Raw genomic sequence first — 15,383 nt, 5'->3', positions numbered from 1 at the left:
AGTTTGAACACGTGCAACGCCCTTTATTCTTTTGTTCAATGGCTACATTTGCCCGAGTAGCCCGACGATCAGCTGCCTTCCGCTTCTTTGTAAACACCTTGCTCTTTCAGCGCGTCCATTACCTCTTTTGGCATGTAAGTTTCGTCATGTTTCGCAAGGATTTCAGTTGCTTCAAACACGCCGTTTACGTAGCTTCCGGTGCCAACCATGCCTTGGTTCTCGGTAAACAGATCCGGCAGAACGCCCGTGAACGAGACCGGGACACTTTCACCGCCATCTGTGACAACAAAATGAACGGTTTCGCCCTGCCCACGAATGATCGAGCCTTCTTCAACAAGCCCGCCTATGCGGAACACCTCGGTCGGTTTGGGCGGCTCCGCAATTACCTCGCTGGGTGAACGGAAGAAATTGATGCCATCCTGCAAGGCCCACCCAATCAACGCCGTCGATGCCACCAAGGCAACGACCGCTACCAAAATGACTTGTACTCGACGACGTTTCTTGAGCGTTTTCATACCGTCCTCACGGAAATAGAGGGGCCATCATCAGACCCACAGTTTCATCTTCACCTAACATCAGGTTGGCGTTCTGCAAGGCTTGGCCACTGCTACCTTTTGTCAGGTTATCCAGCGCGGCAATCACAATCGCGCGCCGTTCGATCCGGTCAGCCACCACACCGATATGACAGAAATTCGACCCGCGTACATGATGGGTCGACGGCGCCTGTCCCATCGGCAGCATCTGGATGAAAGGCTCATCCACATAGGTCTTTGCCAACGTTTCATAGACGCTTTGCGGGTCGCCCTTGACGTAAGTCGTTGCCAGAATGCCCCGGTTAGCCGGGACCAGATGCGGTGTGAATTGCACATGCACTGTCCGCCCGGCCAGCTTCGAAAATTCCTGATCGAATTCACCCAGATGCCGGTGCGCACCGCCGACAGCATAGGCATTGTACCCTTCACTCAACTCAGCGTGCAGCAGGTTTTCCTTGAGCGACCGCCCGGCCCCGGAAACTGCGCATTTCAGGTCCAGAATGATGTCATCAAGATCAATAACCCCGGCCGAGATCAACGGCCGCAGCACATATTGCCCTGTCGCGGCGTTGCAGCCTGTACCGGCGACCAAGTGCGCCGACCTTATCTCATCCCTATAGAACTCAGTTAGGCCATAAACGGCCTCGCCCTGCTGCTCCAAAGCGCTGTGCGGGTTGCCATACCACTTCTCATACTCATCCGGGTCTTGCAGCCGGAAATCCGCTGACAAATCAATGATCTTCAAGTCTTTCGGCAGGTCCCGGATCACCTCTTGGCTGGTTTTGTGCGGCAAAGCACAGAAACACAGATCAACATTGGAAAAATCGATCTCGGAAATCTTGCACAGATCCGGCAAATCCATGTGCCGCAGATGCGGGAAGACCTGCGCCATGCTCATGCCTGCCTTCCGTTCGGCGGCCAAAGCAACAATGTCCATGTTCGGGTGCTCGGCGATCAGCCGCACCAGTTCAGCGCCGGTGTAACCAGAAGCGCCCAGAATTGCGATTTTATGGGTCATGTCAGACCTCTTCTTTGCATATGTCACATATCACGACCGCCGATGTGACGGTCTTTGAATTAGAAAATTCGGGGAAGTGCGTCCTTGACCTAAATCAGGCCGCCTCGAACGAGATTTGTCGTCGGAGGAATTGCGTTGCACGATCACTGACAAAACCCGGCTTGCCCGTGGTCAGATAGCCACCAGCGCCATCGCCCAACATATTGGGGTGGCGTTGCAGATAATCGGCCAGGCTTTCGGCCACCAGATCCCCTTGGCTAAAGACCTGAACATCTGAACCCAAGGCGGCCTGAAACGTCTCTGCCATCAACGGATAGTGCGTACAGCCCAGAATCGCGGCCTGCGGCTCGGGCATTTTTCGTTTCAAAGCATCCACATGGCTCCGCACCAGCGCCTCCGCCAGGATCATATCGCCATCTTCAATGGCATCAACCACACCACCACAGGCCTGCGCTTCGACGTCCACGCCAATCGCGCGGAATGCCAGTTCCCGCTGAAAGGCCCGGCTGGACACAGTGGCAGGCGTCGCGAACAAGGCCACATGCTTAACGGCCACTTCGCGTGGTGGAGAGTTGTCCCCCCATTGCCGCTCGGTCAGCGCTTCGATCAAGGGAACAAAGACGCCTAGCACTCTCTTACCCTCGGGCACGCCCTCTTCCTGCATCCTGCGCAGGGCGGCAGCGCTTGCGGTATTGCAGGCCAGAATCACAAGATTGCATCCGCGATCCCACAGCTCGTGCACGGCCTTGCGGGTCAGCTGATAGATATCCTCGGCATCACGTACACCGTAAGGTGCATGTGCACTGTCCGCAAAATACAGGAATTCCACGTCGGGCAGCCGTTGCTGCGCGGCGTTCAGGACGGTCAAACCGCCCAAACCGGAATCAAAGATACCTACTGCCATTAGCCCCTTCAGGCGCGATGCCGTTCCTCAAATTCATAGCCGTAGTCATAAGAGTCCAACGGCTTCGGAGACAGCTCATACGTGGCTTTGCGCAGGAAATCCATCATCTTGCGCGTATCCTTGCCAAGCGGGTCTAAAACATCGCGCCCAATAGGCTCTCCGATCACCACTTTCACAGGGGTATCGACGCGCTTTTTGAATTCTTTGATGAGCAGACCCATACGCAAAGTGTTGTGCAGATGGCTTGCGATCTGGAACAAGCGCGATGTGTGCCCGTCGAAGAAAACCGGCACAACCGTTGCATTGGATTTCGCCACCATTCGAGCCGTGAAGCCACGCCAGCCAGGATCCATAGGGTGCGCAAACGGCTTGACCCCGGTGCTGACTGTCCCGCCCGGAAAAATGCCAATCGCCCCACCCTCGCTCAGATAGTTGAGAGCCGTTGAGCGAGTCTCCAAATTCAGCTTCATCCCTTCTTTCGTTTCATCAAACGAAATGGGCAGGATGATGCGGTTCAGATCTTCAGCCTTGCGAAACACCCTGTGCGCCAGAATTCGGAAATCTCCGCGCGCCTCAGACAGAATGTGACCCATTATTAAACCGTCCAGAATGCCATAGGGATGATTGGCAATCAGGATCAGGGGGCCATCAGTCGGAATGTTTGCAAGCGATCCCCCCACAACATCCAATGTCAGCCCATAGCGTTCGACCATAACGGCCCAAAAGTCGCGCCCGTTGGCAACGTCTTTTTCGTATCCGTCGGCGCGTTTGATCAGGCGCATACGGCCAGTCGTATTCTCCATAAGCTTAATAACCATTCGCCCGCCTTTGGTCTCGGCAGAATGGGCATAAGAAATGTCACGAACGGCATCACGACGCGATGTCATGTGGGTCTCCGGTTTGTTGCCTGCAAAATAGGTGCAAGTAACAATTTTGCCTAGCCATCGTGACGCCCTTGTGACGATTTACTCCGCCGCTGCCTGCAACTCGGGCCCGCCGCTTCGGATGGATGCCAGCAACTCCTCGCGCCTTTTGGCTGCCTTGGCCTCGTTTTCCTGCAAAACAGGTCCGAAACCACGGATATCCAATGGCAGTCGAGCCAAGGCAGAGATCGCATCACGCGTGTCCTGCGACAATAACGGCAACACTTCGCGCATGTCCTTTTCGTACTGCCGGATCAAAGCACGCTCCATCTTGCGTTCGGACGAATACCCGAAGACATCGAACGGTGTGCCGCGCAGCGCCTTCAACTTTGTCAGCAGCTTCAATGGGCCTATGACAGATTCGCTGAATGCGCGCTTCTTGGGCCTGCCGTTGCTGCCCGATCCTCCGAAAATCGGCGGCGCCAGATGAAACGTCATCTTGAAGTCGCCATCAAACTCGGCGGCTGCCTTTTCCCTACTGGTCAGCAGTAGGCGCGCAACCTCGTATTCATCCTTGTATGACAGAACTTTATGATAGCCCTTTGCAACCACTTCGCGCACCTCAGCGTCCTCAACGCTGTCGAGCAACTTACGATACCGTTTCGCCAACCGGGCGCTTTGGTATTCGATCAGGTGCTGCGCACGGAACTCGATGATCTGGTCCAGCGTTTTAGGCATCTCCGCCACGGTTGGGGACAGAATAGACTGCACTTCATCTGGATGTAGTACTGCCCAGCGGCCGATATCAAACGCACGCTTGTTTCGCTCAACCGCCGTTCCGTTCAACTCGATAGCGTCAAAGATCGCCTGATGGCTGACGGGCAACAACCCGCGCTGCCAGGTCGCGCCAAAGATCATCATGTTGGAATAGATCGAGTCCCCCATCACGGCGCGCGCCAGATCGGTTGCGTCAAACAATGAGACATCTTCTTTCAGCCGCGCCTGCAAGGCCAGTTCCAACTGATCGGCTGGAATGCGAAACTCCGTATTGCGTGTGAAGTCGCCAGTGACCGTTTCATGGCTGTTTACGACTGCGCCGGTGCGTCCGGTGCGCGTCAGGCCCAAGGTCTTCGCCCCGGCGGAAACCACCAAATCGCCGCCGATCAGCGCGTGGGCTTCACCGGTGGCAACGCGGATCGCGCTGATATCTTCGGGACGATTGGCCAGACGGCAGTGGATATGAACTGCGCCACCTTTCTGCGCCAGGCCCGCCATTTCCATCATGCCCGCGCCTTTGCCATCGATCTGCGCGGCCTGAGCAAGAATTGCACCAAGGGTGACGACGCCTGTACCACCAACGCCCGTAATTACCACGTTGTGCGTTCCCTTGATCTCGGGAAGCTCCGGCATCGGCAAATCCGGCAGGTCGATCTCGGTCGTTGCCTCTTTGCGGATCTTAGCGCCCTCAAGCGTCACGAACGAGGGGCAAAAGCCGTTCAGGCAAGAAAAATCCTTGTTGCAGCTTGACTGATCAATCGCCCGTTTGCGGCCCAACTCGGTTTGTTTTGGAACGATAGATACGCAGTTCGACTGCACCCCACAATCGCCGCAGCCTTCGCAGACATCGGTGTTGATGAACACACGTTTGTCCGGGTCCGGGAACGTGCCGCGTTTCCGGCGTCGGCGCTTTTCAGCCGCGCAGGTCTGAACATAGACAATGACCGAGACGCCTTCGATCTCACGGAATTTCTCCTGCACCTGCATAAGGTCCGCGCGCTCATATGTCTGAACACTTGCGGGCAGCGCCTTGAAGTTTACGTCTTCCTTTTCGTCATAGACCAAAGCGACCTCACGGACGCCCATCGCTTTGACCTCTGCGACGATCCGTTCTGCGGTCAGGTCGCCTTCGTTGTCCTGCCCACCGGTCATGGCGACCGCGTCGTTGAACAGGATTTTAAAGGTGATGTTCGTTCCTGCCGACAACGCCGCTCGGATCGCCTGAACGCCCGAATGGTTATAAGTGCCGTCGCCAAGGTTCTGGAACACGTGTTTGGTGGTCGAAAACGGAGCTTCACCAATCCAGTTCGCGCCTTCACCGCCCATTTGGGTGAAACCTGTCGTCTCGCGGTCCATCCACTGAACCATGTAGTGACAGCCGATACCGGCATAAGCGCGGCTGCCATCAGGCACCTTCGTCGAACTGTTATGCGGGCAGCCCGAGCAAAAATACGGAAGCCTCGTCGCGATTTCCTGCGCGTTATCGGCCCGGCGTGCTTCGGACAACGATGACAGCCCAGCCCGAATACCATCGGTTTCGCGCCCCTCTTCGATCAGGATTTCACCCAGTTTTTCGGCGATCATGATCGGATCAAGTGCACCACGCGTCGGGAACAGTTCTTCCCGGTGCAGCGTCCCTGCCCCACCTTTGTACCAGCCATAAACCCTGCGGCCGCGCCGATCGTCAAAGATGGCCTCCTTGACCTGAACCTCAATCAGCTTGCGCTTTTCTTCGACGATCACAATTAAGTCCAGCCCTTCGGCCCAGTCATGGAACCCGGCCATATCCAACGGGAAAGTCTGCCCCACCTTGTAAGTGGTGATCCCCAACCGTTCGGCCTCGGCCTCGTTGATGTTCAGAAGGGACAGAGCGTGTGTCAGATCCAGCCAGTTCTTGCCGGCAGCCACAAAGCCAATTTTTGCGCCCGGTTTGCCCCACATTCGTTTGTCGAGCTTATTGGCATGGGAAAAGGTCTCGGCCGCAAACCTTTTGTAATCGATAACGCGTGTTTCCTGCAGGTGCGGAGTGTCACCCAACCGAATGTTCAACCCACCTTCCGGCATGTCGAATTCAGGCACAACGACCTGCATCCGGTTCGGACTGCCATCCACAACCGAAGTGACCTCGATTGTGTCTTTCATCGTTTTCAAGCCGACCCAGACCCCAGCAAAGCGACTGAGTGCGAAGCCGTATATGCCGTAGTCCAGAATTTCCTGAACGCCAGCGGGGCTGACAATCGGCATATACATATCGACCAGAGACCATTCTGACTGGTGCAGAACGGTCGAGCTTTCGCCGGTGTGATCATCGCCCATTGCCATAAGGACGCCGCCGTGCTTGGCCGTACCGGCCATGTTCGCGTGGCGCATAACGTCACCGGATCGGTCGACCCCTGGACCTTTGCCGTACCAAAGTCCGAAAACCCCGTCGAACTTGCCGTCGCCCCGCAACCCTGCTTGCTGACTGCCCCACAGGGCGGTCGCGGCGAGATCTTCGTTTAAGCCGAACTGAAACGTCACATCGTTTTCGGCCAGCGGTTTTTGAGCCCGCATCATTTGCTGATCAACAGCGCCAAGGGGCGACCCCCGATACCCGGTTACAAGACCCGCCGTATTCAGGCCCGCCTGCCGATCTCTGGCTTTTTGCATCAGCATCAACCGAACAAGCGCCTGAGTTCCGTTCAAAAGAACGGGGTTTTTCTCAAGATCAAACCGGTCGTTTAACGTTATCTGTGGCTGACTCATCAGACGTCTCCCCTCGTCAGATCAGTGTGCTTCATTTCGATGCATTTTAGGTCATAATTTCTGACCTGCATAGGATTTATCCACTGATAAGTAACGATTTCGCCCTTTGAATGTGGAACTTGTCACCTCTTTCATATAGGCATCCAAAAGGATAACGAAAGTTGCGTTGATGGATTGGGACAAGCTTAGAATATTTCACGCAGTGGCCGATGCAGGCAGCCTGACCCACGCAGGTGACAAGCTTAATCTGTCTCAATCCGCCGTGAGCAGACAGATCCGTGCATTGGAAGAATCGCTGGATGCGACCCTTTTTCATCGTCATGCGCGGGGACTGATTCTTACCGAACAAGGTGAATTGCTGTTTGACGCCACATCCGCAATGTCGAAACGGCTGGATGCTGCAGCCGCGCGCATTCGGGACAGCGAAGAAGAGGTTTTTGGCGTCCTGAGGGTTACGACCACATTCGGCTTCGGAACTCTCTGGCTGGCCCCGCGCCTGCCTAAACTGTACGAGCAGTACCCCGATCTCAACATCGACTTAATGCTGGAAGAACGCGTTTTGGACCTTCCCATGCGTGAGGCGGACGTCGCCATTCGCATGAAAGAACCCAGTCAAGCCGACTTGGTTCGCAAGCGTTTGATGACGGTGCAAATGATGCTGTACGCGACGCAGGACTATATCGAGGCTCATGGTGGAACGTTGAATTCGTTGGACGAAATCAAAGACCATCGACTGATTTGCCAAACCCCCGCAGCACCGCAAGTCGGAGCCAGCGCAGCGATGGTGCGCCACCTGATGACCTACAATCCAGGTTCGTTACTCACCGTGAACAACTATTTCGGAGTACTTCAGGGCGTTCTGCACAATCTGGGTATTGGGGTTCTTCCTGATTATGTAACGCAGGATTTTCCGCATCTGGTGCCGGTACTGTCCGACATCGAAACCGCTGATGTTCCTGTATACTTGGCCTATCCCGAAGAGCTCAGGCATTCGAAGCGCGTCGGCGCGTTCCGTGATTTCGTTCAGGATGAGATCATTGCGCAGCGCAAGCAATTGAAACAGATGGGTAAACTCTAGATATGCACCCATAGCATATCGGGCATGAGGTCTTAACAGGGTTAAATTCCTTGAACCTTCACAAACTGACACCTAAATGAGCACTCGAAGGCGGTGATGCTGAAACGCTCATCATCTTCATACCTCCCTGTTGGACTACGGCCGAGCTTATAGCTCGGCCTTTTTTTTGCGCGGCCAAAAGCATTAAGCCAGCGAAAGCTCTGGGAAAAATACACGCATAGGCATATGATCCCCAAAAAACGAAACAATTTCGTGTTCGAGGGAAAATCAATGTTCCACCCACTCCGCCTCATGCTGGCGATCATTTCTGCTTTATTTTTAGCGACCCCACTTCTGGCACAAGGCACCAGCACGCCGTCCTCAGTGACGATTCCCGAAGATCTGACACCCGAACAGGTCGACGATCTTGTTGCGCGGATGTCTGACGACCAGGTGCGCGCGATTCTGTTGGAGCGGCTTGATGCTGTTGCAGAAAAGCGGGCCGAAAGTGGCACGACCGAAAAGGGTATAGTTCAGGCCATCTCGGACACCGTTAGCACCATGGCCGCGTCCTGGATGGATGTTATCAGAAAGATCCCTCTGTTAATTTCAGCTCAGGTTCAAGCATTCTCGAATTTCGGAAGTAGCTTTGGGTCCAGCGGGCTAGTCAGTCTTTTTGGCTTCACTTTCATCGCCCTAGCGGTTGGTTTTGCCGCCGAGAAAATCGTTGGGCTGTGGACGCGCCGATGGCTTAAAGTAGTTGATGGAGATGCTTCTACAAACCTTCGAGGTGCGGCCACCTATTTGTTCAAACGCTTTTGCGGTGAGTTTCTTGGCCTTCTGGTCTTTTATTACACTCTGGTTTTTGTAGGGCGTCGGCTTTTGGACGAGCCGCAGATCGCGCAGGCCGCACCATTTGTTTTCTTCCTAATTTGGTTCCCTCGTTTGGGCGCAGCCATTTCGCGTTTCATTCTAGCCCCGCAACAGCACGATCTTCGTATGGTCAATGTTAGCGACCACTGGGCGAGTTACCTGCATCGCAACTTGATCGGCTTGTTCCTGCTGATTGGGTTCACCATGTTCATTTTGGACTTCAACGCCATCAACGGCGTCCCACCGGGTGAATCCCGTTTGGGTTTCTGGCTGAATACAGCGATTCACATCTACATCGCGGTGATTGCCTGGACGGCACGTGATGGATTGTCCGACATGATGCGAGGTTCTGACCCTGATCGTACACGGTTTGATGAAGAGGTAGCGAGGCTCTACCCTTACATTGCTATCGGAGTTTCCGCCGGCACTTGGCTGCTGGTCGAGTATCTCGCAGCGCAGAACAACCCTGTGGTATTTGGCCTTCTGGCACATGGAGCACACTTCGTCACCATGTTCTGGCTGCTGATCGCTCCTGCTTTGGATACGCTGATCCGTGGCCTGGTACGTCACCTTCAACCACCTATGCTTGGCGACGGCCCTGTCGCAGAACGCGCCTATAAGTCCACCAAGCGAAGCTACATTCGTATCGGGCGGGTTCTGGCCGGTGTTTTGGTCATTCTTATGATCGCCAATGCGTGGGACCTTGACCTTCAGGAAATCGCAGGCGGTGGAACTGAGTCCGGCAGCAAAGTGATCCAGTTCTTTATTATAATCGCGGTCGGGTACATCCTGAACGAAATCGTTTCACTTTGGATAAACCGCCGCCTCGCAAAAGAACAAACAGCCGCCGAACAAAGCCCGGATGAAGAAGCCGGTGAAGGCGGAGGTTCCGGCGGATCACGTCTGGCTACTGTTCTGCCACTGCTACGCGTTACTGCACAAGTAGCCATTGCCGTTATCTTTGTTCTTCTGGCTTTGGGTGCGTTGGGCATCAACATCACACCTCTGTTGGCCGGTGCCGGTGTTCTGGGTCTGGCCATCGGTTTTGGCGCACAGAAACTGGTCGCCGATATCGTGGGCGGGATTTTCTTCCTGATCGACGATGCCTTCCGCGTAGGTGAGTATGTGGATGTGGGCGGCACAATGGGCACGGTTGAGAAAATCTCGATCCGCTCGATGCAACTACGCCACCACCGCGGTCCCGTTCACACCATTCCCTATGGTGAGATTCAGAAACTGACCAATTTCAGTCGCGACTGGGTGATCATGAAGCTGAAGTTCACCGTGCCTTTCGACACTGACCCCAACAAGGTCAAAAAGATCTTCAAGAAGATCGGTGCCGAGATGATGGAAGACGAAACTCACAAGGATGGTTTCCTTCAGCCCTTCAAGTCTCAGGGCGTGTTCGACTTTGACGATGTCGGCATGATCATCCGCGGCAAGTTCATGGCAAAGCCGGGCAAGCAGTTCACCCTGCGCAAGGAAATCTTCAACCGGGTCAAGGCCGCCTTCAAGGAGAACGGCATCGACTTTGCCCGCCGTGAGGTGCGCGTTGCAATCCCGGGCCTGGATGATGCTGAAAACCTGACCCCCGAACAGAAAACAGCTGTTGGTGCCGCCGCGGCAGCTGAACTCAACAAGGACCAGGGACAGGCGTAACCTTCGCGGTTTGTTCCTGCGATCTGCACCAAAGCTTCGGTGCTTTCATACGGAACCGGCGTCGCCGTCGGTTCCGTTTTTCTTTGAAAGACGCAGCCTGCGCCGTCTTGACCCTTTCCACACGCGCGCGCTTGCCCTACAAGGCGCGCAATCTCGGCCCACTTGGACACAGGACAGAAGATGCAAGAGCCCGCCATCACACCCGATCTGATTGCTGCACACGGGCTCAAGCCCGAGGAATACGACATGATCCTCGAGATCATCGGGCGTGAACCGACCTTTACCGAACTGGGCATCTTTTCCGCGATGTGGAACGAGCATTGCTCGTACAAGTCGTCCAAGAAATGGCTGCGCACCCTGCCTACATCGGGGCCTCAGGTGATTTGCGGACCTGGTGAAAACGCAGGCGTTGTTGATATTGGCGACGGTCAGGCTGTTGTTTTCAAAATGGAAAGCCATAACCACCCGTCATACATCGAACCCTATCAGGGTGCGGCAACGGGCGTTGGTGGCATTCTTCGCGACGTCTTCACCATGGGCGCGCGCCCCATTGCATCGATGAACGCGTTGTCATTCGGCGAACCCGACCACCACAAGACCCGTCAGCTGGTGAATGGCGTGGTCGAAGGCATCGGCGGCTATGGCAACTGTTTTGGCGTGCCATGCGTCGGCGGCGAAGTCCGATTCCATCCGGCCTATAACGGCAACTGTCTGGTGAACGCATTTGCTGCTGGTCTGGCCGACAGCGACAAGATTTTCTACTCCGCCGCGTCCGGCGTCGGGATGCCCGTCGTCTATCTGGGCGCTAAAACCGGTCGAGACGGCGTTGGCGGCGCGACGATGGCCTCTGCTGAATTCGACGACACCATCGAAGAAAAGCGCCCGACAGTACAGGTTGGCGACCCCTTCACCGAAAAACGCCTGATGGAAGCGACGCTCGAACTGATGCGGACCGGAGCAGTGATCTCGATCCAGGATATGGGCGCGGCGGGTCTGACCTGTTCTGCCGTGGAAATGGGTGACAAGGGTGGTCTGGGCGTACGCCTCGATCTGGAAAACGTACCCCAGCGCGAAGAGAATATGACAGCCTATGAGATGATGCTGTCGGAATCTCAGGAACGTATGTTGATGGTTCTCAAGCCGGAACTTGAGGCCGAGGCCCGCGCTGTTTTCGAAAAATGGGATCTGGACTTCGCCATCGTCGGTGAAACCATCGCCGAAGACCGCTTCCTGATCATGCATAACGGCGAAGTCAAGGCGGACCTTGTCTTGTCCAAGCTCTCCTCCACCGCGCCAGAATATGACCGTCCGTGGGAGCCGACGCCTGCTGCCGAAGAATTGGCCGATGTGCCTCAGATCGACCCGATCGATGGGCTGCGCGCCCTGCTCTCTTCGCCCAACTACGCTGGAAAGCAGTGGGTGTACGAACAGTACGACACCATGGTGATGGCGGACAGCGCCCGCACACCGGGTCTGGGCGCTGGCATGGTGCGTGTCCACGGCACCGACAAGGTGCTTGCCTTTACCTCAGACGTGACACCGCGCTATGTACGCGCAAACCCGGTTGAAGGCGGCAAACAAGCTGTTGCCGAAGCCTATCGCAACTTGACCGCTGTTGGTGCCAAACCTCTGGCCACCACTGATAACCTGAACTTCGGAAACCCCGAAAAGCCCGAAATCATGGGCCAGTTCGTCGGTGCCATTCAAGGCATCGGTGCCGCCGTTGGCGCGTTGGATATGCCGATCGTTTCGGGCAATGTGTCGCTTTACAATGAAACCGATGGTCAGGCGATCCTACCCACCCCAACAATCGGTGCGGTTGGCCTGCTGAACCATTCAGATGAGATTATCGGCAATGAAGTCCGTGAGGGTCACGTCGCCCTGGTCATCGGTGAAACCAAGGGCCATCTGGGCCAGTCCGCACTATTGGCTGAGGTGTTCAACCGTGAAGACGGTGATGCGCCGCGTGTTGATCTGGATGCCGAAAAGCGCAACGGTGACTTCATTCGCGCCAACCGCGAGATGATCAAAGCCTGTACCGACCTTGGCGATGGCGGTCTTGCATTGGCCGCCTTTGAACTGGCCGAAGCGGCTGGCGTTGGCGTCCATCTCGACGAAGCCCCAACCGAATTCCTGTTTGGCGAAGATCAGGCGCGTTATCTGGTCGCCTGCAACTTTGACCAGGCAGAGGCACTTATGATTGCAGCCGGCCAAGCCGGTGTACCGCTGGTCTCTGTCGGTCGATTTACAGGTGATTGCGTGAAGGTCGGCAGTTCCGAGTCACCGCTGGCCGAGCTTACAGAGACCTTCCGCACCAGCTTTGCCGCGGCCGTGGCCTAAAATACAGGCTTCTTCTCGTCCCAAATACGGAAATCCTGCGCGTCTAAAAAGGCGCAGGATTTACCGGATTTGTCCGCACGTGCCATCTTGCGCGCCCCGCCACACCGCTCTACATCTTGATAAAGACCTTTAGGAGTAAACCTACATGCCGATAAGCGCCCACGAAATTGAAACCCTGCTGCGCGAGAGCTTTCCCAACGCGGAAATTCAGGTTGGCGGCAACGATGGCGTTCACATGTCCGCCATGGTCGTGGACGAAAGCTTTCGCGGCAAGAACCGCGTACAGCAGCAGCGCGCTGTCTACGCGGCCTTGAAAGGCAAGATGGACGGCCCAGATGGTGAGCTGCACGCGCTGGCGCTGACCACCAAAGTACCGGAATAAAAAATTTCTTAGGAATGTGCTTAAATCAATGGGTGGATGGCAACCGCCCCAACCTAATGAGAAACCACCATTGGGAATGGAAGCAACTGACCTAAATCTAGTAAAGAAAACAAACGACGACACGCGTGGCGGCAAGTAGTAATCGACAGCCAAAGACGCGATCTTTGAAGGAAACGCGAAATGACCGATGTGAAGACCCAGATCGACGAAACCGTCAAAGCCAATGACGTGGTGCTGTACATGAAAGGCACCAAGGAGATGCCTCAGTGTGGCTTCTCCTCCCGCGTTGCCGGTGTGCTGAACTATATGGGCGTTGACTACGCTGACGTGAACGTTCTGGCCGACGAGGAAGTTCGTCAGGGTATCAAGGACTACTCTGACTGGCCGACCGTACCTCAGCTTTACGTCAAAGGCGAATTTGTCGGCGGTTGCGACATCATCACCGAAATGACTCTGTCGGGTGAGCTGGACACTCTGTTTGACGAAAACGGTGTCGGCTACAACAAAGATGCAGCCGACAAAATTCGTGAAGCAAACGCGTAAGCCTGCTTATCGGCTGGAACAGTCCTGAAAAATTGCCTGCTCATTGGCGGCGCCCGCCGCCAAATAGCTGATCGATGCGTTCCAGCCTTTTGAGCGCAGAATATAGGTTCCTTGATCTCCGATGGATTCATAGCGGATACCTGACCCGCTTTCCACTTGGCGCATGGCAACCAGAGTATTGTCCACGATCGTCGCCGCAGCGCCTGAACCGTCGGACGCGTTGAAATAGGTCACCGGCAAGGGTATTCCGTTTTCGCAAGTGAATGTGACTGACAGTATGTCAATCTCTGCCAAAGCGGAAGTCGCAGGCACAGCCAGTGCAGCCGCAAACAAGGCGTTTCGCAACACAGTCATCAGGCTTTCTTCTCCTCGACAACGGCCGCAAGCGCTTCTGCCCGCGCGGCCAGCTCTGCCAGTGTATCGGTGACAGATGGCGGAACAACCGCCACTTCGACGCGTTCGGGTTCCGGCGGAGGAGCGTTCCTGAGGTTCTGAAGCTGGGCCTCGACCTCGGCCAACTTTGCCTCAAGCGATTTGACCTTGTCTTCCGTTGCTGCAGTCTTGTCAGCAAGCATGAGCCCGGCCATCAAAAGCATGCGGGATTCAGGCATCCTGCCGATCTGATCGGACAAAACCTGGGCTTCATCGTCCAGCATTTTGGCTGCGGAATGCAGAAAGGGCTCCTCACCGTCCCTGCACGAGACGTCAAAGCCGCGACCGCCGATATTTATGGTCACTTCGGGCATTATTCTACCTCACCTTCTACAAGTTTCGCCTGCGAGAGCAACGGCTCAAGACGCGCAAGAACGGCCTGCGCCTCGGCCGCGTCCGAGGCTTGCGCTGCTCGCGTGGCTTCAAGTTCGGCGACCGTGGCCTTGTTGAGAAGCTCTGCATCCGTCAGGCCCTCAGTTGCGGCCGCGCGCAACTCATCAACGGCATTGCGCAATTGTTCATTTGCCTTTCGCATACGTTGAAGATCGTCGTCCAAACGAGACATTGCGGCACCGTGGCTTGCGCGTTCAGCACGCAGCATTTCCAACTCGGCGCTCAGGTCGCCGACACGTTCCGTGTCTTCTAACTCGGCCTTGAGGCGGCTGTTTTCGGCCTCCACTGCTTTAGCCTGATCCAACATGCCACGCAGCTCTTCCAACTCGGCTTTCAGTGGCTCGGGATCTTCCTTTCCATCAAGCTCTGCCCGTATTTCTTCGTTTTCGGCTTTCAATGCGTCCAACTCGGTGCTGTTGTCCAGTGCCGCCTTGGCTTCGGCCAGCTCGGCGCGCGCAGCTTCGACCGAGGCGATCTTGGCGCGGGCTTCTTCCAACTCCGCGCGCAGTGCGTCGATTTCCGAACCGTCAGACGGTGCCGCACGCAGCTCTTCCAGATCAGCGCGTAAGCCATCCATTTGCTCTTCGTGCTGCTGTTTCAGAGATTTCAGCCGTTCCTGAAGTTGCGCATTGGCAATGCGTTCATCTTCCAGCGCAGTCTGAAGTCCGTCATCCGGCCCGGTGCCCCGAGATTCAGCGCCCAATGCCTCGACCCCCGCGCCAATACGATCCATCGCGGCAATTATGCGGTGCTGTAAGTCTTCTATCTGGCTCATGCCCCTGTCACCTCTTTATCAAGGTTCATTCTGTTTCGATGCGATCCGAATCAAAACCGAATCCCGCCTGCAGACAGTCTAGCGGAATG

13 protein-coding genes are annotated in these 15,383 nt (G+C 55.6%); 5 read left to right on the top strand and 8 right to left on the bottom strand.

Annotated features, from left to right (window positions below):
* Positions 1 to 68: 68 nt before the first annotated feature.
* From ccmE to GOV91_RS01530, 5 genes are all read right to left on the bottom strand, one after another.
* Positions 69 to 515 carry a cytochrome c maturation protein CcmE gene (gene ccmE / locus GOV91_RS01550; RefSeq protein ID WP_171089834.1) on the bottom strand — a complete coding sequence of 149 codons (447 nt, stop codon included), beginning with the start codon at positions 513 to 515 and terminating at the stop codon, positions 69 to 71.
* 7 nt (positions 516 to 522) lie between these two features.
* Complete coding sequence (gene argC / locus GOV91_RS01545; RefSeq protein WP_171234199.1) at positions 523 to 1,551, bottom strand: N-acetyl-gamma-glutamyl-phosphate reductase; 1,029 nt, start codon at positions 1,549 to 1,551, stop codon at positions 523 to 525.
* Positions 1,552 to 1,645: 94 nt separating this feature from the next.
* On the bottom strand, positions 1,646 to 2,455 hold the full coding sequence (locus GOV91_RS01540) for a glutamate racemase (protein WP_171234198.1): 810 nt from the start codon (positions 2,453 to 2,455) through the stop codon (positions 1,646 to 1,648).
* Positions 2,456 to 2,463: 8 nt separating this feature from the next.
* On the bottom strand, positions 2,464 to 3,342 hold the full coding sequence (locus tag GOV91_RS01535) for a lysophospholipid acyltransferase family protein (RefSeq protein WP_171234197.1): 879 nt from the start codon (positions 3,340 to 3,342) through the stop codon (positions 2,464 to 2,466).
* 78 nt (positions 3,343 to 3,420) lie between these two features.
* Complete coding sequence (locus GOV91_RS01530; protein WP_171234196.1) at positions 3,421 to 6,840, bottom strand: indolepyruvate ferredoxin oxidoreductase family protein; 3,420 nt, start codon at positions 6,838 to 6,840, stop codon at positions 3,421 to 3,423.
* Between the two features lie 169 nt (positions 6,841 to 7,009).
* Here GOV91_RS01530 and GOV91_RS01525 point away from each other — a divergent pair, with 169 nt between their 5' ends.
* From GOV91_RS01525 to grxD, 5 genes are all read left to right on the top strand, one after another.
* Complete coding sequence (locus GOV91_RS01525) at positions 7,010 to 7,918, top strand: LysR family transcriptional regulator (RefSeq protein ID WP_171174225.1); 909 nt, start codon at positions 7,010 to 7,012, stop codon at positions 7,916 to 7,918.
* A 270-nt stretch (positions 7,919 to 8,188) separates the two neighbouring features.
* The gene (locus GOV91_RS01520) at positions 8,189 to 10,429 is read left to right on the top strand and encodes a mechanosensitive ion channel family protein (protein WP_171234195.1); all 2,241 of its coding nucleotides are present in this window, start codon (positions 8,189 to 8,191) and stop codon (positions 10,427 to 10,429) included.
* 180 nt (positions 10,430 to 10,609) lie between these two features.
* Positions 10,610 to 12,769 (top strand): phosphoribosylformylglycinamidine synthase subunit PurL, encoded by a 2,160-nt coding sequence (purL, locus tag GOV91_RS01515; RefSeq protein ID WP_171234194.1) that lies wholly within the window; start codon positions 10,610 to 10,612, stop codon positions 12,767 to 12,769.
* Positions 12,770 to 12,914: 145 nt separating this feature from the next.
* The gene (locus GOV91_RS01510; protein ID WP_171234193.1) at positions 12,915 to 13,151 is read left to right on the top strand and encodes a BolA/IbaG family iron-sulfur metabolism protein; all 237 of its coding nucleotides are present in this window, start codon (positions 12,915 to 12,917) and stop codon (positions 13,149 to 13,151) included.
* A 180-nt stretch (positions 13,152 to 13,331) separates the two neighbouring features.
* Entirely contained in the window at positions 13,332 to 13,694 is a 363-nt protein-coding gene (gene grxD, locus GOV91_RS01505) for a Grx4 family monothiol glutaredoxin (RefSeq protein WP_171174231.1), read from the top strand.
* A gap of 6 nt (positions 13,695 to 13,700) precedes the next feature.
* On the opposite strand, the gene GOV91_RS01500 is transcribed toward grxD, so the two are convergent.
* From GOV91_RS01500 to GOV91_RS01490, 3 genes are read right to left on the bottom strand one after another with little or no spacing between them, the layout of a single operon-like run.
* Entirely contained in the window at positions 13,701 to 14,048 is a 348-nt protein-coding gene (locus GOV91_RS01500) for an MliC family protein (RefSeq protein WP_171234192.1), read from the bottom strand.
* Positions 14,048 to 14,440 (bottom strand): cell division protein ZapA, encoded by a 393-nt coding sequence (locus GOV91_RS01495; RefSeq protein WP_171174235.1) that lies wholly within the window; start codon positions 14,438 to 14,440, stop codon positions 14,048 to 14,050. The genes GOV91_RS01500 and GOV91_RS01495 overlap by 1 nt, the downstream gene beginning before the upstream one ends.
* Positions 14,440 to 15,294: a hypothetical protein gene (locus GOV91_RS01490; protein WP_171234191.1), complete on the bottom strand. Its 855-nt coding sequence runs from the start codon at positions 15,292 to 15,294 to the stop codon at positions 14,440 to 14,442. The genes GOV91_RS01495 and GOV91_RS01490 overlap by 1 nt, the downstream gene beginning before the upstream one ends.
* Positions 15,295 to 15,383: the final 89 nt, after the last annotated feature.

The organism is Ruegeria sp. HKCCA6837, from assembly GCF_013034475.1.
GTDB lineage: Bacteria > Pseudomonadota > Alphaproteobacteria > Rhodobacterales > Rhodobacteraceae > Ruegeria.
Note: the sequence above shows the minus strand (reverse complement) of the source record. Positions and strands in the feature narration are given on the sequence as shown.